The organism is Achromobacter animicus (assembly GCF_902859585.1).
GTDB classification, from domain to species: Bacteria; Pseudomonadota; Gammaproteobacteria; order Burkholderiales; family Burkholderiaceae_B; genus Achromobacter; species Achromobacter animicus.
The window spans coordinates 39108-57678 of the sequence record NZ_CADIJM010000019.1; the positions used below are offsets into that span (position 1 = coordinate 39108).

General features: G+C 65.5%; 18 protein-coding genes. 9 read left to right on the plus strand and 9 right to left on the minus strand.

Translation table 11 applies throughout. From position 1 onward, the window contains the following. Positions 1–30 precede the first annotated feature (30 nt). The 3 genes from HV681_RS25405 to HV681_RS25415 all read right to left on the minus strand — a co-directional run bounded on the left by HV681_RS25405 (position 31) and on the right by HV681_RS25415 (position 2962). Positions 31–852: an alpha/beta fold hydrolase gene (locus HV681_RS25405; RefSeq protein ID WP_175125891.1), complete on the minus strand. Its 822-nt coding sequence runs from the start codon at positions 850–852 to the stop codon at positions 31–33. Beyond that, entirely contained in the window at positions 849–2408 is a 1560-nt protein-coding gene (locus HV681_RS25410; protein ID WP_175125892.1) for a benzoate-CoA ligase family protein, read from the minus strand. Before HV681_RS25410 ends, HV681_RS25405 begins: the two co-directional genes overlap by 4 nt. An 80-nt stretch (positions 2409–2488) precedes the next feature. Continuing rightward, the gene (locus HV681_RS25415) at positions 2489–2962 is read right to left on the minus strand and encodes a DUF4863 family protein (protein ID WP_056570873.1); all 474 of its coding nucleotides are present in this window, start codon (positions 2960–2962) and stop codon (positions 2489–2491) included. A gap of 172 nt (positions 2963–3134) precedes the next feature. On the opposite strand from HV681_RS25415, the gene HV681_RS25420 reads away from it, so the two are divergent. From HV681_RS25420 to HV681_RS25440, 5 genes are all read left to right on the plus strand, one after another. Further along, positions 3135–4043: a helix-turn-helix transcriptional regulator gene (locus HV681_RS25420; RefSeq protein ID WP_175125893.1), complete on the plus strand. Its 909-nt coding sequence runs from the start codon at positions 3135–3137 to the stop codon at positions 4041–4043. Positions 4044–4249: 206 nt separating this feature from the next. Beyond that, positions 4250–5920, plus strand: coding sequence for a 2,3-epoxybenzoyl-CoA dihydrolase (gene boxC, locus HV681_RS25425; RefSeq protein ID WP_175125894.1), 1671 nt, complete (start codon positions 4250–4252; stop codon positions 5918–5920). Positions 5921–6031: 111 nt separating this feature from the next. Beyond that, the gene (boxB, locus tag HV681_RS25430) at positions 6032–7459 is read left to right on the plus strand and encodes a benzoyl-CoA 2,3-epoxidase subunit BoxB (RefSeq protein WP_056570867.1); all 1428 of its coding nucleotides are present in this window, start codon (positions 6032–6034) and stop codon (positions 7457–7459) included. A gap of 42 nt (positions 7460–7501) precedes the next feature. Beyond that, on the plus strand, positions 7502–8752 hold the full coding sequence (gene boxA / locus HV681_RS25435; RefSeq protein ID WP_175125895.1) for a benzoyl-CoA 2,3-epoxidase subunit BoxA: 1251 nt from the start codon (positions 7502–7504) through the stop codon (positions 8750–8752). Positions 8753–8822: 70 nt separating this feature from the next. Continuing rightward, complete coding sequence (locus HV681_RS25440) at positions 8823–9266, plus strand: MaoC family dehydratase (RefSeq protein WP_175125896.1); 444 nt, start codon at positions 8823–8825, stop codon at positions 9264–9266. Between the two features lie 13 nt (positions 9267–9279). Here HV681_RS25440 and HV681_RS25445 read toward each other — a convergent pair whose 3' ends face one another. The 3 genes from HV681_RS25445 to HV681_RS25455 form a co-directional block, all read right to left on the minus strand. Beyond that, on the minus strand, positions 9280–10266 hold the full coding sequence (locus HV681_RS25445) for a TRAP transporter substrate-binding protein (RefSeq protein ID WP_175125897.1): 987 nt from the start codon (positions 10264–10266) through the stop codon (positions 9280–9282). Between the two features lie 170 nt (positions 10267–10436). Then, on the minus strand, positions 10437–11630 hold the full coding sequence (locus HV681_RS25450) for an acyl-CoA dehydrogenase (protein ID WP_056570859.1): 1194 nt from the start codon (positions 11628–11630) through the stop codon (positions 10437–10439). Between the two features lie 143 nt (positions 11631–11773). Further along, complete coding sequence (locus HV681_RS25455; protein WP_175125898.1) at positions 11774–13456, minus strand: thiamine pyrophosphate-binding protein; 1683 nt, start codon at positions 13454–13456, stop codon at positions 11774–11776. A gap of 165 nt (positions 13457–13621) precedes the next feature. Here HV681_RS25455 and HV681_RS25460 point away from each other — a divergent pair, with 165 nt between their 5' ends. From HV681_RS25460 to HV681_RS25475, 4 genes are all read left to right on the plus strand, one after another. Then, on the plus strand, positions 13622–14548 hold the full coding sequence (locus HV681_RS25460; protein ID WP_175125899.1) for a LysR substrate-binding domain-containing protein: 927 nt from the start codon (positions 13622–13624) through the stop codon (positions 14546–14548). A 9-nt stretch (positions 14549–14557) separates the two neighbouring features. Next, positions 14558–15541 (plus strand): site-specific tyrosine recombinase XerD, encoded by a 984-nt coding sequence (gene xerD / locus HV681_RS25465; RefSeq protein ID WP_175125900.1) that lies wholly within the window; start codon positions 14558–14560, stop codon positions 15539–15541. 32 nt (positions 15542–15573) lie between these two features. Beyond that, complete coding sequence (gene ybaK / locus HV681_RS25470) at positions 15574–16062, plus strand: Cys-tRNA(Pro) deacylase (protein WP_175125901.1); 489 nt, start codon at positions 15574–15576, stop codon at positions 16060–16062. A gap of 134 nt (positions 16063–16196) precedes the next feature. Continuing rightward, complete coding sequence (locus HV681_RS25475) at positions 16197–16775, plus strand: DJ-1/PfpI family protein (protein ID WP_175125902.1); 579 nt, start codon at positions 16197–16199, stop codon at positions 16773–16775. Between the two features lie 60 nt (positions 16776–16835). On the opposite strand, the gene HV681_RS25480 is transcribed toward HV681_RS25475, so the two are convergent. The 3 genes from HV681_RS25480 to HV681_RS25490 all read right to left on the minus strand — a co-directional run bounded on the left by HV681_RS25480 (position 16836) and on the right by HV681_RS25490 (position 18467). Continuing rightward, positions 16836–17159 (minus strand): DMT family transporter, encoded by a 324-nt coding sequence (locus tag HV681_RS25480; RefSeq protein ID WP_175125903.1) that lies wholly within the window; start codon positions 17157–17159, stop codon positions 16836–16838. Between the two features lie 3 nt (positions 17160–17162). After that, positions 17163–17828 (minus strand): glutathione S-transferase family protein, encoded by a 666-nt coding sequence (locus tag HV681_RS25485; RefSeq protein ID WP_175125904.1) that lies wholly within the window; start codon positions 17826–17828, stop codon positions 17163–17165. Between the two features lie 192 nt (positions 17829–18020). Further along, positions 18021–18467 (minus strand): MarR family winged helix-turn-helix transcriptional regulator, encoded by a 447-nt coding sequence (locus tag HV681_RS25490; RefSeq protein ID WP_175125905.1) that lies wholly within the window; start codon positions 18465–18467, stop codon positions 18021–18023. Between the last annotated feature and the right edge of the window lie 104 nt (positions 18468–18571).

Below are 18571 nucleotides of genomic sequence, written 5' to 3' on the forward strand. Positions count from 1 at the left end.
CGGACGCCTGGGCCGGTAGCAGGGCCAGGGTCAACCGGGTTTTTCCAGCGCGCCCACAAAGCGTGCGGCGGCCTGGACAACGGTGGCGGGCTGATCCCGGTGCGGCGAATGCCCACAGTCCGGTATCTCCAGCAATTCGGTTTGCGGCGCGCGCCGACGGATGCCGCGCACCTGCTCGAGCGTGCCGTATTCGTCGTCCGTGCCTTGGATGGCCAGCACGGGACAGGTGATACGGGCGAGCTCGTCTTCGATGTTCCAGCCGCGGAATTCGGGCTTCAGCCAGATGTCGTTCCAGCCCCAGAATGCCGAGTCCACATCCCGGTGATGACGCCCCAGCCGCGCATGCAGGTCCGATTCCAGATAGGCCTGCCGCGCCTGCGCGATGCTGGCCACCGAGATGTCCTCGACAAAGATGTGGGGCGCGGCCGCGACCACGCCGGCGACCTTATCCGGATACCGCGCGGCGTACAGCAATGCGATCGAGCCGCCGTCGCTATGGCCGAACAACACGGGCTTGTCGTGGTGCGCGTTCACGCCCAGGACTTCAAGCAGGGCGGGCAGCACCTCGTGCGCCTCGCGATGCATGAAGTCCACAGCCCAGGCTTCGCGCAGCGGGCGCGCGGTGGACTGGCCATAGCCGTAGCGCGAATACACCAGGCCGCGGCAGCCGGCCGCCGCGCAGACGCGTTGCGGAAAGTCCTTCCACATCGACACCGATCCCAGCCCCTCGTGCAGGAACACGATAAGCGGCGCATCGGCGCGTTCCGGGGCGATCCACGCGCATTCCAGCCGCATGTCTCGGCCGCGCGCGTGGAGGGTGGCAAAGACTGTGGCGGCCTCGGCGGCAGTCATAGCGCGGCCTCTTCCAGCGCGCGCAAGCGGAACCGCTGGATCTTGCCGGTGGCGGTCTTGGGCAGTTCTTCCAGGAAATCGATCTGGCGCGGGTACTTGAACGGCGCCAGATGCTGCTTCACGTAATGCTGCAAGGCGGCGCCGGTCTGCGCGTCGGGTTCGAAGCCGGCGCGCAGCACCACGTAGGCCTTCGTCTTGACCAGGCCGTCGTGATCCGGCACGCCGATCACTGCGGCTTCCAGCACCGCCTCGTGCTGGATCAGGATGTTCTCGACTTCCACCGGCGACACGTACTGGCCGCTGACCTTGATCATGTCGTCGCTGCGGCCGGCATAGGTGTAGTAGCCGTCTGGATCGCACACGTACTTGTCGCCGCTTTTCAGCCAGTCGCCCAGAAAGCACTGGCGCGTCTTGTCGCGGTTGTTCCAGTACATCAGCGCGGCGCTAGGGCCCTTGATGTAGAGATCGCCGATGGCGCCCGGCGCGACCGGCGCGCCATTGTCGTCGCGCAATTGCACCTCGTAGCCGGGCACGGGCTTGCCCGTGGTGCCGTAGCGCAACTGGCCCGCGCGGTTCGAAATGAAGATGTGCAGCATCTCGGTCGAACCGATGCCGTCCAGGATTTCACAGCCGAAATGGCGCGTGAAGCGCTCGCCGATGTCGCGCGGCAGGGCTTCGCCGGCGGACGTGCAGACGCGCATGGCCACCTGTTCGCGGGCGGGCAGGTCGGGCGAGGCCAGCATGCTGGCGTACAGTGTCGGCACGCCATAGAACACCGTGGGACGATGCCGGACCAGACGCTGGAACACGGCCTGCGGCGTGGGGCGCTCGGCCATCAGCACGACGGTGGCGCCCACCGACAGCGGAAACGTCAGGCCATTGCCCAGGCCGTACGCAAAGAACAGCTTCGCGGCCGAGAACGCCACGTCGTCTTCGCGGATGCCGAGCACGGGTTTGGCATAGAGTTCGGCCGTGTGCCAGAGATTGCCGTGCGTGTGCACCACGCCCTTGGGCTTGCCCGTGGACCCGGACGAGTACAGCCAGAACGCAATCTCGTCGGACAGCGTCCGCGCGGCGGGCGCGAGCGGGGCGGCCGCCAGCAGGGATTCGAATTCGTGGGCGCCGTCCGGCAGGTTTGCGCCCGGCTGCGAAACGACCAGGTGTTCGATATCCGCCGGGGCCTGGGCCAGCGCCGATTGCAGGACCGGCAGCAATGCGCCCGACACGAACACGGCCCGAACGCGGCTGTGCGCAATGATGTAGGCGTAGTCGTCGGCGGTGAGCAGCGTGTTCACGGCCACCGGCACCACGCCGGCGTGCAGCGCGCCCAGGAACACCACCGGCCAGTCGGCCGTGTCCTGCATCAGCAGCAGGATGCGTTCCTCGCGGCGCAGGCCCAGATTGCGCAGCGCACCGGCCATGCGGGCCACGCGCTCGGCCAGATCTCCGTACGTGAGCTGGCGGGTGTCGTCGATGTAGGCCAGCTTGGCGGCGCGCGGCGCGTTCAGCGCGGCAAGGTGGCTGGCGAAATTCAGTTCGGCGGGGCAGGTGTTCACGGTTGTCTCCTGATGTCCTGGTGGGCGGACGCCGTGCCTGTGGTTGTTGTTGGCGGCAGGGCGGGTGTCCGGACCGGCTGTCAGCCGGGGCGCGTGAATTCGATGGCCCCGCCGGGCAGCAGATACAGCACCAGGGCGCGGCCCTGCGTCACGGTGGGACGGTGCGCCGACCCCGGGCCGTAGACCAGCCAGCCGGCGCCGTGGCCATCAAAGCGGGCGTCTTCGGTGAGCGGCATGATCATGTCGATCTCGCCATTGGGATGCGCGTGGTGCGGGCCGGCCAGGTCGATCATGTCGACGACGTCCACCGAGCAGCCGCCCAGGTCATCGGCGGGCTTGATGACCCGGCCGTACTTGATGCCGCCGCCTTCGCGGTTGCACATCCAGCCGTCGGCCACGCCCTGCCTACAGGTGGCAAAGATGTCCTGGAACAGCGCGCTGTCCGGACCGGCCGCGTCATTGAGCCGGGCCTGCAGCGCTGCATCCAGCGGCTGGCCGGCCGTCAGACGCGTCACGTCGCGCATCAGGGCATGGAATTGGTCAGGCGTACTCACCAGGCGGCTCCTTTACACTGTCGGCGCTCGGCAGTCCTGTTGGACTGCTGTTTTTTTGCACCGGATCGGCTGTGACTCGTTGGATGGAAAAATAGTGCTTCCGTTGATGTGGGTCAAGCACTATAGTGCATAAAAGAGCGGTAATCAGGGTTTTTGCGGAGTCAGTCGAACCATGAATCAAGCGCTAGACACGGCGCCCATCGAACCCCGGCGCGAGCCCTTTCTGATCGCCCTGGGCGAGCGCGTGCGCCGCCTGCGCGCCATCCGCGGCATGACGCGCAAGGGGCTGTCCCAGGCGACCGGCGTGTCCGAACGCCACCTGGCCAATCTGGAGCACGGCGTCGGCAATGCGTCGATCCTGGTGCTGCTGCAGATTGCGCGCGCCTTCAATTGCGCGCTGGCCGAACTGGTCGGCGACGTGACCACGGAATCGCCCGATTGGCTGCTGATCCGGGAATTGCTCAGCGGGCGCACCGAATCCGATCTGCAGCGTGCGCGCGAGGCGCTGACGCAATTGTTTGGCGTGGGCGCCGGAGCCCAGCGCCCGAATCGCACGCAGCGCGTGGCGCTCATCGGCCTGCGCGGTGCGGGCAAGTCGACGCTGGGTCAGATGCTGGCCGACGATCTTGGCTACCCCTTCGTGGAACTGAACCGCGAGATCGAGCGGGTGGCCGGCTGCGGCATCCTGGAGATCCACAACCTTTACGGTCCCAATGCCTATCGCCGCTACGAACGGCGCGCGCTGGAAGAGGCCGTGCAGATCTACCCGGAAATGGTGCTGGCGACGCCTGGCGGTCTCGTGTCCGAACCCGCAACCTTGAACCTGCTGCTGACGCATTGCTATACGGTCTGGCTGCGCGCCACGCCCGAAGAGCACATGAGCCGCGTCATGGCGCAGGGCGACTTCCGCCCGATGTCGGGCAACAACGAAGCGATGGCTGACTTGAAGCGCATCCTGGCTGGACGCGAAGCGTTCTATGCCAAGGCCGATCTGACCTGGGTGACCAGCAATCTGGAAGTGCCCGAAAGCTTTGCCGGTCTGCGTACGCAGGTGCGCAAAGCTTGCGGGCTGCCGCTATAGGGCTGCACCGCCCGCTCGCGCGGTTGATGTGCGATAAGGCCTCCCCTTCGAGGGCGGCTTTTTGCTTTCCGCCTCCCGTCCTTCGCGACCTGCACTTTTCTGCATATTCCGCTTGACGCTCCAAATCGCCTGCACTAATCTGCATAATAATTCATGTGGTGCAGTATTTTTCCTGTCCGAGCACAGGGCGTATGAGGAGACACACTATGAGCAGCCCCATCAGCCGGGTCGACTTTCGAACCGATCCCGCCCAGTACCGGCATTGGCGCCTGGCCTTCGACGGTGCGGTCGCGACATTGGCCATGGATGTCGCCGAAGACGGCGGCCTGCGCCCCGGCTACAAGCTCAAGCTCAATTCGTACGACCTGGGCGTCGACATCGAACTGCATGACGCCCTGCAGCGCATTCGTTTCGAACACCCCGAAGTGCGCAGCGTGGTCGTCACCAGCATGAAGGACCGGATCTTCTGTTCCGGCGCCAACATCTTCATGCTGGGCTTGTCCACCCACGCCTGGAAGGTGAACTTCTGCAAGTTCACCAACGAAACCCGTAACGGCATTGAAGACTCCAGCCGCCACGGCGGCTTGAAGTTCATTGCCGCGCTGAACGGCGCGTGCGCGGGCGGCGGGTACGAACTGGCCCTGGCCTGCGACGAAATCCTGCTGATCGACGACCGTTCGTCGTCCGTGGCCCTGCCCGAAGTGCCGCTGCTGGGCGTGCTGCCCGGCACGGGCGGTCTGACCCGCGTCACCGACAAGCGCCGCGTGCGGCACGATCATGCCGATATCTTCTGCACGCTGGTCGAGGGCGTGCGCGGGCAACGCGCCAAGGACTGGCGGCTGGTGGACGACGTGGTCAAGCCCGCACGCTTCGAGGAAGAAGTCCGCGCCCGCGCCCTGGCGCTGGCGCAGGACAGCCACCGCCCGGCGGACGAGCAGGGCGTGTCGCTGACGCCGCTGCAACGCACCGAGACCGAGACCAGCCTGTCCTATCGCTACGTCGACGTGCAGCTCGATCGCGAAAAGCGTCAGGCGACGTGGACGGTTCGCGCGCCGCAAGGCCGCGTCGAAACGGAACTGCAGGACATCGTTGCCGCGGGCGCCGCCTGGTGGCCGCTGCAGATGGCGCGCGAACTGGATGACGCCATCCTGTCGATGCGCACCAACGAGCTGGACATCGGCACCTGGATCCTAAAGACGGAGGGCGATGCCGAGGCGGTGCTTGCGGCCGACGCGGCGCTGGAACGGCACGCCGACCACTGGTTCGTGCGCGAGACCGCCGGCATGCTGCGCCGCACGCTGGCGCGGCTGGACGTGACGTCGCGCAGCATGTTCGCGCTGATCGAACCGGGCTCGTGCTTTGCGGGCACGCTGCTGGAACTGGCGCTGGCTGCGGACCGCAGCTACATGCTGGACGTGGAGGACGACGAAGCCATCGACGCCCCGCCGCCGCAGATCGTGGTGGGCGAGCGCAATTTTGGCGCGTACCCCATGGTGAACGGCCAGAGCCGCTTGCAACGGCGCTTTTACGGCGAGGCGCAGCCGCTGGAAGCGGTGCGCGCGCAGGCCGGCCGCAGTCTGCCGGCATCTGCCGCGCTGGAGCTGGGCCTCATTACCTACGCGCCCGACAGCATCGATTGGGACGACGAAGTGCGGCTGGCGCTGGAAGAGCGCCGCGCGCTGTCGCCGGATGCCTTGACCGGCCTGGAAGCCAACTTGCGCTTCGGCGGGCAGGAAACCATGGAAACCCGCATCTTCGGCCGGCTGACCGCTTGGCAGAACTGGATCTTCAACCGCCCCAATGCAGCGGGCGACAAGGGCGCGCTCAAGCTGTACGGCAAGGGCGAGCAGGCGGCATTCGACTGGAACCGCGTCTAGGCGGCAAGCGTTCGGCCAACGGGCGGCCAGGCGTCATGCGCGCCGGCCCGTTGGTCCTGAGACTCAAGCGCCGCGCGGCTGGCGCCCCATTCCAAGAATCAGGAGAGAGACATGTCCGGCATCAACTACACCGACAAGATTCCCAACAACGTCAATCTGTCCGGCGACCGTACGTTGCAGCGTGCGCTGGAGCACTGGCAGCCCAATTACCTGCAATGGTGGCAGGACATGGGGCCTGATGGCTCGCATGGTTTCGACGTCTATCTGCGCACGGCGGTCAGCGTCGAGCCCGACGGTTGGGCGCACTTCAACCATGTGCGCATGCCGGATTACCGCTGGGGCATCTTCCTGGCGCCGCAGGACGGGCAGCGCAAGATCCATTTTGGCGAGAACATCGGCCGCGACGTGTGGCAGGACGTGCCGGGCGAGCACCGCGCCAACCTGCGCCGCATCATCGTCACGCAGGGCGACACGGAACCGGCGTCGATCGAGCAGCAGCGTCATTTGGGCCTGACCGCGCCGTCGCAGTACGACCTGCGCAACCTGTTCCAGATCAATGTCGAAGAAGGGCGGCATCTGTGGGCGATGGTGTACCTGCTGCACCGTTACTTTGGACGCGACGGACGCGAGGAAGCCGATGCGCTGCTGCAGCGCAGCTCGGGCGATTCCGACAACCCGCGCATCCTGGGCGCCTTCAACGAGAAGACGCCCGACTGGCTGGCGTTCTACATGTTCACGTACTTCACCGACCGCGACGGCAAGTTCCAGTTGTGCGCGCTGGCCGAATCCAGCTTCGATCCGCTGGCCCGCACGACCAAGTTCATGCTGACCGAGGAAGCGCACCACATGTTCGTCGGCGAGTCCGGCATCTCGCGCGTCATCCAGCGCACCTGCGAAGTGATGAAGGAACTGAAGACCGACGATCCGCAAGCTGTGCGCGCGGCCGGCGTGATCGACCTGCCCACCATCCAGCGCTACCTGAACTTCCACTACAGCGTCACCATTGACCTCTTCGGCGCGGACCAGTCGTCCAACGCCGCCATCTTCTACGGATCGGGCCTGAAGGGCCGCTACGAAGAGACCAAGCGCAACGACGACCATCAGCTCAAGAACGACACGTACCGCGTGCTGAACGTCAGCAACGGCAAGCTGACGGAGATCGAGGTGCCGATGCTGAACGCGCTGAACGAAGTGCTGCGCGATGACTTCATCCGCGACTCGGTGGCCGGCATCGGCCGCTGGAACAAGGTCATCGAAAAGAGCGGCCTGGCCTTTCGCCTGCAGGTGCCGCACAAGGCGTTCAACCGCCAGATCGGCACGCTGGCCGGCATCCGCATGTCGCCCGAAGGCGAGATCGTGTCCGAATCGCAATGGCAGGCCAACCAGCACAAGTGGCTGCCCACGCCGGAAGATCGCGCGTTCGTCGCGTCGCTGATGGGCCGGGTCACGGAACCGGGCAAATTCGCCAACTGGATCGCGCCGCCCGTCATGGGCGTCAACCGCCAGCCGGTGAATTTCGAGTACGTGCGTTTCAACTGATAGCCGCGCGGGCCGCGCGCCCGCGCGTTTGGGAGGACGGCGATGAACGCCCCATTACCGGTGGAAGTCCTGAAGCAGCATCTGATCGATCCCGAGATCTGCATCCGCTGCAATACCTGCGAAGAGACCTGTCCGGTCGATGCGATCACGCACGATTCGAACAACTACGTGGTGGATCCGGAGATCTGCAACGGCTGCATGGCCTGCGTGCCGCCGTGCCCGACGGGTTCCATCGACAACTGGCGGCTGGTGGTGCGCGCCGAGGCCTATTCCGTGCAGGACCAGTTTGGCTGGGAAGAGCTGCCGCAGGAAAAGTCGTTGCCGCTGGATGCTGCTGGTGCCGACGATGCCGCGCAGCAGGTCGCCGCGGACCCGCAGGCTGAACCGGCAACGCCGCCGGCGACGCTTGTGACGCCCGGCGCGGCCGTCCCCCCGTGGTCTGCCGCGCACCCCTATGTGAATCTCTACACGCACAAGACGCCGATTACCGCGACGGTGGTGGGCAACTACCGCGTCACCGGCGCCGACACGGAAAGCGACATCCACCACATCGTGCTGGATTTCGGCGAGCAGCCGTTTCCGGTGCTGGAAGGGCAGTCGATCGGCATCCTGCCGCCGGGCGTGGACGCGATGGGCCGGCCGCATCACGCGCGCCAGTATTCGCTGGCCAGCCCGCGCGATGGCGAACGCGCGGGCTACAACAACCTGTCGCTGACGGTAAAGCGCGTCACGCAGGATCACGGTGGAGAGGCCGCGCACGGCGTCTGCTCAAACTATCTGTGCGACCTGGCGAAGAACGACACGGTGCAAGTGATTGGCCCGTTCGGCCACACCTTCCTGATGCCGAATCATCCGAAGGCCAACCTCATCATGATCTGCACGGGCACGGGTTCTGCGCCGATGCGCGCCATGACGGAGCGCAGCCGCCGCCTGATCGGCACGGCGGACATCGGCAAGCTCATGCTTTTCTTCGGCGCGCGCACTGAACGCGAACTGCCGTACTTTGGGCCGTTGATGAAGCTGCCGCGTGATTTCATCGACATCAACCTGGCGCTCTCGCGCGAACCCGGCCAGCCCAAGCGCTACGTGCAGGATCTGATCCGCGAGCGCGCCGCGCAGGTCCGTGGATTGCTGACGGACCGCAACACCTGCATCTACGTCTGCGGCCTGAAGGGCATGGAGGTCGGCGTGCTGGACGCGTTGCGCGAAGTGGTGGTGCAGTCGGGCGAGGATTGGTCTATCCTGCATGAAGCGCTGCGCCGTGAAGGCCGGCTGCACTTCGAGACTTACTGACCACAACAACAGTTGCGTGACGATCGGCGCGCCTGGGCGCGCCGGTTTCGTTTGCACGGGGAAAAACAACATGAAGTTCGCGGAATTCAAGGACGGCATGGTGATCAAAGGCGGGCCGGTCACCGTGACGGAAGCGGAGATCCTGGCGTTTGCCCGCCAATTCGATCCCCAGTGGTTTCACACCGATCCGCAGCGCGCCGCGGAAGGCCGGTGGGGCGGCCTCATCGCCAGCGGATGGCACACCTGCGCGCTGGCCATGCGCATGGCGGTCGACGCCGCCCTGCATGATTCCGAGTCCTTCGGTTCGCCCGGCCTGGGCGAAGTCCGCTGGCGCACGCCGGTCCGTCCTGGCGACACCCTGCACTTGCACGCGCGCGTGCAAGGCGCGCGCCACTCGTCCTCGCGCCCGGATCTGGGCATCATCAACTGGGCGTGGACGGTCGTGAACCAGCACGACGAAAGCGTGCTGGAAATGGACGCGACCAGCCTGTTCGACCTGTCCGGCAACAACTAGGCGCGGCTTTCGTCTACCGCTTGCTCGCCTGCTTGAGAATGGCGGCCCCTTCCGGGCCGGCCGCCGCTTTCCAGGCATTGATGGATTCCTTGGATGCGTCCTGCAACGCCTTGCGCACCGCGGGCGGCACGGCAGTGTTGATGGCCACGCCGTTCTTGCGCATGTTGGCGTAGTTCTGCTGCAGGCGGCCTTCGATGCGTTTCCACTGCTCGGTCTCGGTCTGCGCGGCCGCCTGGTCGATGGCCTTGCGCGACCGCGCATCCAGCGCCTCGTACGCCTTCAGATTCATTGTCGCTACCGAGATCGGCATGGCGTAGTTGATCTCCGCGAAGTGGGGCAGGTACTCCCACAACTTGCGGCCCGCGCCGCCGTCGCCGGAGGACAGCACCGCATTGACCTCGCCCGACGCGATGCGTGGCATGGCGTCCGCAAACGAGATGTTCTCCGCGCGCGCGCCGGCGCGCTGCATGACGTCCTGCGACGTGGCGTCATAGGTGCGGATGGTCAGGCGCTTCAGCGCCGCCACGCTGTCCACCTTCTGCTTGGACCAGATGCCCGACGCCGGCCACGGCGTGGTGTAGAGCAGCTTCTGGCCATGCGCAGCCAGCAGCTTCTCGTACGCCGGACGGGCGGCCTTGTTGAGGTTGCGCGCCTTGGACAGCGAGTCCGCCAGGAAGGGCAGGGACGACACGCCGAACAGCGGATACTTCGTGGCCAGCGCGCCGGCGAAGGCGTCGCCCGCATCCACCTTGCGCGTTTGAACCGCGTCAATCATGTCGCCGGACTTGATGCCCTTGGCCGCGTCGAAACTCGTGTCGATGATGACGTTGCCCGCCGACTTGGCGCGCACCAGCTCGGCAAACGTGGACACGCCTTGGCCCGGCATGGAAGTCGCCGGGTACTCGGTGGTCATGGTGAGCGTCGTGGCGGCCTGAGCGCCGTGGGCGACGAAAGCCATGGCGATGACTGCCGCCAGGCGCAGGGGGGTGATGCCTTGCATGCGCGACTCCTCGGAAAGGGACCGGTAAAGCGTACGAGGTGTACAGGCGTACGCCTAGTCGGGCTTACGGCAATGGGCAGGCGGGGCGGGATCGGGCGTATGGCTTATTGCATTCGGACATAAAAAAGCCGCCTAAGCAGGCGGCTTTCTTCGCTACATGAGGCAGGCGATCAATAAAACGCCTGGATGCCCGTCTGCGCACGGCCCAGGATGAGGGCGTGCACGTCGTGGGTGCCTTCGTAGGTGTTGACCACTTCCAGGTTCACCAGGTGGCGGGCGACGCCGAACTCGTCGGAGATGCCGTTGCCGCCGAGCATGTCGCGCGCCAGGCGGGCGATGTCCAGCGCCTTGCCGCACGAGTTGCGCTTCATGATCGAGGTGATTTCGACGGCGGCGGTGCCTTCGTCCTTCATGCGGCCCAGACGCAGGCAGCCTTGCAGGGCCAGCGTGATTTCGGTTTGCATGTCAGCCAGCTTCTTCTGGATGAGCTGGTTGGCGGCCAGGGGGCGGCCGAACTGTTTGCGGTCCAGGGTGTACTGGCGGGCGGTGTGCCAGCAGGCCTCGGCGGCGCCGACAGCGCCCCAGGCGATGCCGTAGCGGGCGGAGTTCAGGCAGGTGAACGGACCCTTCAGGCCGGACACGCCGGGCATCATCTGGTCGGCGGACACTTCCACTTCGTCCATGACGATTTCGCCGGTGATCGACGCGCGCAGGCCGACCTTGCCGTGGATGGCGGGGGCCGACAGGCCCTTCATGCCCTTTTCAAGGATGAAGCCGCGGATCTTGCCGTCGAAGTCGCCGCCGACGCACTTGGCCCACACCACGAACACGTCCGCGATGGGCGAGTTGGTGATCCACATCTTGTTGCCGCTGACCTTGTAGCCGTCGGCCGTCTTGACGGCGCGAGTTTCCATGCCGTTGGGGTCGGAGCCGTGGTTGGGTTCGGTCAGGCCGAAGCAGCCGATCCATTCACCGCGCGCCAGCTTGGGCAGGTACTTCTTCTTTTGTTCTTCGGAGCCGAATTCGTTGATCGGCACCATCACCAGCGAGGACTGCACGCTCATCATCGAGCGGTAGCCGGAGTCGACGCGTTCGACTTCACGGGCGATCAGGCCGTAGCTGACGTAGTTCAGGCCGGCGCCACCGTATTCGACGGGGATCGTGGCGCCCAGGAGGCCCAGTTCGCCCATTTCGGAGAAGATCTCGGGATCGGTCTTCTCGTTGCGGAAGGCGTTGAGCACGCGGGGAGCCAGCTTGTCCTGCGAGTAGGCGTAGGCGGCATCGCGCACCATACGCTCTTCGTCGGTCAGTTGCTGGTCCAGCAACAGAGGATCTTGCCAGTGGAATGAGGGGTTCGAGGACATGCTGGGTCTCCGCTATGGATTTCCGTGATCGGAATCTGGAAAGTTTAAACTTAAAATAATTCGGGCGGCAAGTTGGGGTTTGCACGGCGGTGCGCCTGGGCGCCCCGCCGGTGGGGTTGCCGGCTATTCCGCCCGTGCAGGGTTCAGTGTTGGGCCTTCAGCGCCGCCTCGCGGATCTTCTCGAGGGTCGTGGACGGGCTGATGGTTTCCGGGTCGATGAAGCAGTGCAGGATCGCGGGCTTGCCGCTGGCCAATGCCCGTTCAAAGGCCGGACCGAACTGTTCGGTGGTTTCCACGCGTTCGCCGTGGCCGCCAAAGGCGCGCGCGTAGTCGGCGAAATCGGGGTTCTTGAGCTCGGTCGCGGAAATGCGGCCCGGATAGTGCTTTTCCTGGTGCATGCGGATCGTGCCGTACATCCCGTTGTCCACCAGGATCACGACGATGGGCAGGTCATACTGCACCGCCGTGGCGAATTCCTGGCCATGCATCAGGAAGCAGCCGTCGCCCGCAAAGCACACGACGGTCTTGTCGGGCCACACGCGCTTGGCGCCCACGGCCGCCGGCAGGCCGTAGCCCATGGATCCGGATGTGGGGGCCAGTTGAGTGCCAAAGCGCGTGAAGCGGTGGAAGCGATGCAGCCAGGTGGCGTAGTTGCCCGCGCCGTTGGTCATGATGGCATCGGCCGGCAACGTCTTTTCCAGGTACGCCATCACTTGGCCCAACTGCAGCGCACCGGGCGTGGTAACGGTTTCGGGGTCGCTCCATTTCAGGTACGACTCGCGCATGGCCTTGGTGCCATCGGCCCAGACCGGAGTGGCGGGCGCCTTCAGGTCCGCCAGCGACGCGGCAAAGGCGGACGGCGATGTGTTGATGGCCAGGGTAGGGCGGTACACCCGGCCCAGCTCGGCGGCATCGGGATGCACGTGCACCAGCTTTTGCTTGGGCACCGGAATATCCAGCAGCGTGTACGCCTGGCTGGGGTTTTCCGACATGCGGCCGCCCACCAGCAGGATCAGGTCGGCGTCGGCCACGCGCTTGAGCAGGGCGGGATTGATGCCCAGGCCCACGTCGCCGATGAAGCACGGATGATCGGCCGGGAACAGCATCTGGCGGCGGAACGACACGGCGGTCGGCAGCGCATGGCGTTGTGCGAAGTCGGCAAACTCCTGCACGGCGCGCGCGTCCCAGCGCGTGCCGCCCAGAATGGCGACCGGGTTCTTCGCATCGGCCAGCAGTTTTTCCAGGTCGGCCAGCTGGCCGGCGGTGGGGGCGGATTCAATCACTTCGTAGCGCGGCGCGTCGGCCACCTTGGCGGCCTCGACCAGCATGTCTTCCGGCAGCGCGATCACCACCGGGCCGGGGCGGCCGGACGTGGCGATGTGGAAGGCGCGCGAGATCAGTTCGGGAATGCGTTCGACCTGATCGATCTCGGTTACCCACTTGGCCTGCGTGCCGAACACGGCGCGGTAGTCCATTTCCTGGAAGGCTTCGCGCTCGCGCATGCCGCGCTCGATCTGGCCCACGAACAGGATCATCGGCGACGAGTCCTGCTTGGAAATGTGCACACCGGCCAGCGCATTGGAGGCGCCCGGACCGCGCGTCACCATGCAGATGCCGGGCTCGCCGGTCAGCTTGCCGTGCGCGTCGGCCATCATGGCCGCGCCGCCTTCCTGACGGCACACCGTGACCTTGATGTCGGCATCGTGCAGGCCGTCCAGCACCGCCAGATAGCTTTCGCCGGGGACACAAAAGACATGTTTGACGCCATGGGCGACCAGTTGGTCGACCAGAATGTGACCGCCAAGGCGGGAATCTTGCTGGGGCATGGTGGTGTCGTGGTTAGCCTAGGGTAGAACTCCCGAGCATATGTTCCCTGGGCGCACAACGCAATTGATAAAATTGCACATTCTGTTGATCCCCCGGCACGTGGCGGCTGGTGCGCCGCAGCATGCGGGCGCACGGCGGCGGGCCGGACTTCCGGCGGTATTTCCATGAGAAACGGCATCCCCAATCTGACGGCCCTGCAGGCGTTCGAGGCCTCGGCCCGGCTGGGCAGCTTTTCGCGCGCCGCCGAAGAACTGTCGCTGACGCACAGCGCCGTCTACCGTCAGGTGGCCAGCCTGGAAGCGCGGCTGGGCGTGCAACTGTTCACGCGGGTGCGCCGCCGCATCGTGCTGACCGATCACGGCGCCGAATACGCCGGCCGGATCCGTCACCATCTTGATCAGATCGAAAAGGACACCTTTGGTCTCGTCAGCCGGACCGGCATGGGGCGCAGCATCCACATCGCCGTCGTGCCCACGCTGGCCACCACCTGGCTGATCCCGCGTCTGGCCGACTTCCAGCGCGAGCACGGCGACATCACCGTCAGCTTGTCCGTGCGCACCCTGCCGTTTCAATTCAAGGACCAGCCGTTCGACGGCGCGCTGTATCACGGGGACGGACTCTGGCCCGGCACGCAGGGTGGGCTGCTGTTTCCGGAACGCGAACTGGTGCCGGTCTGCGCCCCCGAATTGGCGGCGCGCGTGGCGGAGCAGGGCGGCGGCGCGCTGACCGGGATGACACATCTGCATCTGGCCTCGCGGCCCGACGCCTGGCGCCAGTGGTACACGGCCAATGGATATCTGTATGGACCGCAGGCGGCTGGCGGCCCGCGCTACGAGCTCTTCACCATGGTGATGGCGGCAGTGCAGGCCGGGCTTGGCGTCGGGCTGATGCCGCGCTTTCTGGCGCAGCCCGCGCTGGACCAGGGCGCGCTTGCCATGCCGGTGCCGCAGTCGCTGGCGGTCAGCCAGGGGTATTACTTCGGCTATCCGCAACGCAGCGAACGGTCCGATGCGCTGAAGGTATTCGAGGCCTGGCTCAAGTCCGCCGCCGCAGGCGTGGGCGAGCGCCTGCCCGGCCGCGCCGCGCCGTAGAATCCCGCCATGTCCACCGCCCGCCAGCCGCTTGCCTCCCAGGCCGATATCGACGCCTTCATCGACGCCGTGTGGCTCGAAGACGGCCTGTCCGCCAACACCCTGGCCGCCTACCGGCGCGACCTGACCGGGTTCGCCCGCTGGCTTGAAGACCCCGACGCCTACGCCCGGGAACTGGCCGACCGGCACGGCGAGCCGGCGCGTGCCCAGATGCTGCCCGCCGGCCCGGCCAAGCCGATCCGCGATGCGCAGAAGGCCGATATCGAGGCCTGGTTTGCCTTCCGTCACGAAGAAACCCGCGCCACCACCGCCAACCGCCGGCTGGCCGCGCTGCGCCGCTTCTACGCCTGGGCGCTGCGCGAACACCGCGCCGAGCGTGATCCCTGCCTGACGCTGGTCGCCGCCAAGCAGCCGCCGCGCATGCCCAAGACGCTGTCCGAGCAACAGGTGGACGCGCTGCTGCGCGCGCCCGACGTCAGCCAGCCGCGCGGGCTGCGCGACCGCGCCATGCTCGAGACCCTGTACGCCACGGGCCTGCGTGTGTCCGAGCTGGTCGGCGTGCGTGCCTTGGACGTCAGCCTGAACGAAGGCGTGGTGCGCGTGGTCCTGGGCAAGGGCGGCAAGGACCGCCTCGTGCCGCTGGGCGCCGAAGCCGCGCACTGGATTTCGCAGTACCTGGCCACGGCACGCCCCGAATTGGCCGCCGGCCGCGTCAGCGATGCGCTTTTCATCACCAGCCGCGCCGAGGCGATGTCGCGGCAGGCGTTCTGGCAACTCGTCAAGAAGTACGCTGTGCTCGCCGGCGTCAATGCGCCCTTGTCGCCCCATGTGCTGCGCCACGCCTTCGCCACGCATCTGCTGAACCATGGCGCCGACCTGCGCGTCGTGCAGATGCTGCTGGGCCACGCGGACATTTCCACCACGCAGATCTACACCCATGTGGCGCGCGAACGCCTGAAGGCGCTGCACGCGGCCCATCACCCACGCGGCTGACCGCCGCCATCTCCCTACCCACCGGCACAAAAATGAGCAAAGCCCGCCACGTCTCCGAAACGCCCGCCACCCAATTCCTCAAGCAGCACAAGGTGGCCTATTCCGAACACACGTATGACTACGTCGATCACGGCGGCGCCGGCGAAGCCGCGCGCCAGCTCGGTCTGGACCCGCACGCTGTCGTGAAGACGCTTGTGATGGAGGACGAATCGGCCAAGCCGCTGATCGTGGTCATGCACGGCGACCGCGAGGTCTCCACCAAGAACCTTGCGCGCCAGGCCGGCCTGAAAAAGGTCGAGCCCTGCAAGCCCGAGGTTGCGCAGCGCCATTCCGGCTATCAGGTGGGCGGCACGTCGCCGTTCGGCACGCGCAAGAAGATGCCGGTGTGGGTGGAAGCCGACGTGCTGGAGTATCCCGTGGTCTACATCAACGGCGGGCGGCGCGGCTATCTGGTGGGCATCGATCCGAAGGTGCTGGTGGACCTGCTGGGCGCGAAACCGGTGACGGTGGCACTGGAGTAGAGAGGGAACCCGGTGGTATCCCGCTACCACCTGGTCCGCTGGCGCGGCGGGCACAATGGGTCAAGAACATCAAGAACCGGAGCCCGATCCGCGGGCAAGCAACCGGACGCCACCCTCATCCCACGGAGACAATCATGAGCAAACGACTGTTGATGCTGGTCGGCGACTACGCCGAAGACTACGAAACCATGGTGCCGTTCCAGACGCTGCTGACCGTCGGCCACACGGTGCATGCGGTCTGCCCGGACAAGAAGGCGGGCGACACGGTGGCCACGTCGATCCATGATTTCGAAGGCGCACAGACCTACACCGAAAAGCGCGGCCACAACTTCACGCTGAACTACGACTTCGATCGCGTCGAGCCCTCGTCCTACGACGGCCTGGTGATCCCCGGCGGGCGCGCGCCCGAGTACCTTCGCCTGAATGAAAAGGTGCTCGAGATCGTGCGGCATTTCGACAAGGCCAATAAGCCCATCGCCGCCGTCTGCCACGGCGCGCAGATCCTGGCTGCGGCCGACGTGCTGAAAGGCAGGACCTGCTCGGCATACCCCGCCTGCGCACCCGAGGTCCGGCTGGCGGGCGGCACCTACGCCGAGATTGCCGTCGACCAGGCCTACACGGATGGCAACCTGGTATCGGCGCCCGCCTGGCCCGCGCATCCGGCCTGGATGGCGCAGTTCCTGGCAGTGCTGGGCACCAAGATCACGCACTGACCGGGATCACGCACTGAGCGCGGCGCGCGGGCGCCGCGCTCAGCTGTCGACGTTCATTTCTTACGCCGCTGCCTCCGAGAAGCGCAGTCCAACGATTCCGATGAACGCCAGGCCAAGGAAGCAGGCCCGCGTCCAGTTCATCTCATCCTGAAACACCAGCACGCCGACAAGCACCAGCCCGATCGTTCCAATGCCGGTCCAGATGGCATAAGCCATCCCCATGGGCAATGCGCGCAAGGCCAGCGCCAGCAGGTAGATGCTGCCTAACCCCGCCATCACGGCGATGATGCTTGGACCCGGTTTTGTCCAACCTGCATTCAGTTTGAGCGAAAGACCCATCACTATCTCCAAGGCTGCGGCAAGGAACAGATAAGTCCACGCCATGGCTCAGCCCTTGGTGGAAGTAGACCGGTTGGGGGCAGCACGGGAAGCCGGCTTGTTCGCCAGAAGCCCCGCCTGTACCGCAGGCCGCGCAGCGATCACATCCAGCCAGCGCTGGACACGCGCATAAGGCTTGATGTCCAGGTCCAACTCGTCCCAGGTTCTCAGCCAGGTGAATGCGGCGATATCGGCGATGCTGTAGTTTTCCGAGGCGATGAAGGCGGATTCGCTCAGGCGGGTATCCACGACCTGGTAAAGCCGAAGCGATTGCTTCCGGTATCGCTGTATCGCCTCGGCATTGCCCGTTGTCGAGGCATGCAGAAACCACCACAGCTGCCCCAGCATCGGGCCTATGCCGCCAATCTGGAAATGCAGCCACTGCTGCACAGCAACGCTTTCGGCCTGCGTTTCGGGCTGCAGACACTCCGTTTGCGATGACAGATAGGAAAGGATGGCGCCCGACTCGAAGACGGCCAGGCCGGCTTTTCGATCAACGATGGCGGGAATCTTGCCGTTCGGGTTGATCTTGAGGAACTCGGGTTGATGCTGGTCGCCCTTTTCAAGATCAAGATCGAACTGCTCATAGGTCAGTCCGGCCTCTTTGAGAAAGATGCTGACCTTCTGCCCGTTGGGGGTGTCTGCGGTGTAGAACGCGAGATCGGCCTGTGTCATGTCTATCCTTGTCGATGAATAGCATTGCAATTGCAATCGTTGCAAATGCAATCGTATGACACGATGCCGCGTCGTGCAAGATGTCCATCAACAGAGGTCAGCCATGCGATCGCAGCGTCTTCGCTCGCCCGCGTTCACGCCGCAAAGACGGCAGGCGGCGTCTGCATGTCTTGAACAACTTGCCAGCCAGCTTCAGTTGCCTTGCGCGCGGGCAACGGCAGCGGCCTGGTCCAGCGCCGCGGCAAACTTGTCTTGCTCGTCTGCACTGAACTGGCTCAGAAACACTTCGGCAACGGTTCCTTCGTAGACCTTCCACATCTTCTTGCGCAGCGCGCGGCCTTCCTTCGTGATGGTGGCGAACGCGGCGCGGCCATCTTCAGCCGAGCGCGCGCGCTGGACCAGGCCCTCTTGCTCCAGGCGGTCGACCAGCCGCGTGAGGTTGTAGCGTTCGATCGCCAGCGCGTCCGCCAGTTCGTGCATCCGCCGTGTGCCGCCTGGCCCGCTTTCCAGTCCCCAAAGAACGTCGTACCAGGCATAGACGGGCAGCTTGGCCGCTGCCAGGCGGCTTTCGACCTCGCGGATCATCAAACGATGGGCGCGCACAAACGAGAACCAAAGATCCGCTCCGTCTTTCGCCATGGCAGGCTCCTTTCGAGTTTTAGTTGCATTTGCAATTCTAGCTGAACTAGAATTGCGGCCCATACGATTGCAGTTGCAATTCATGGATTGAATGTTGGTGACTG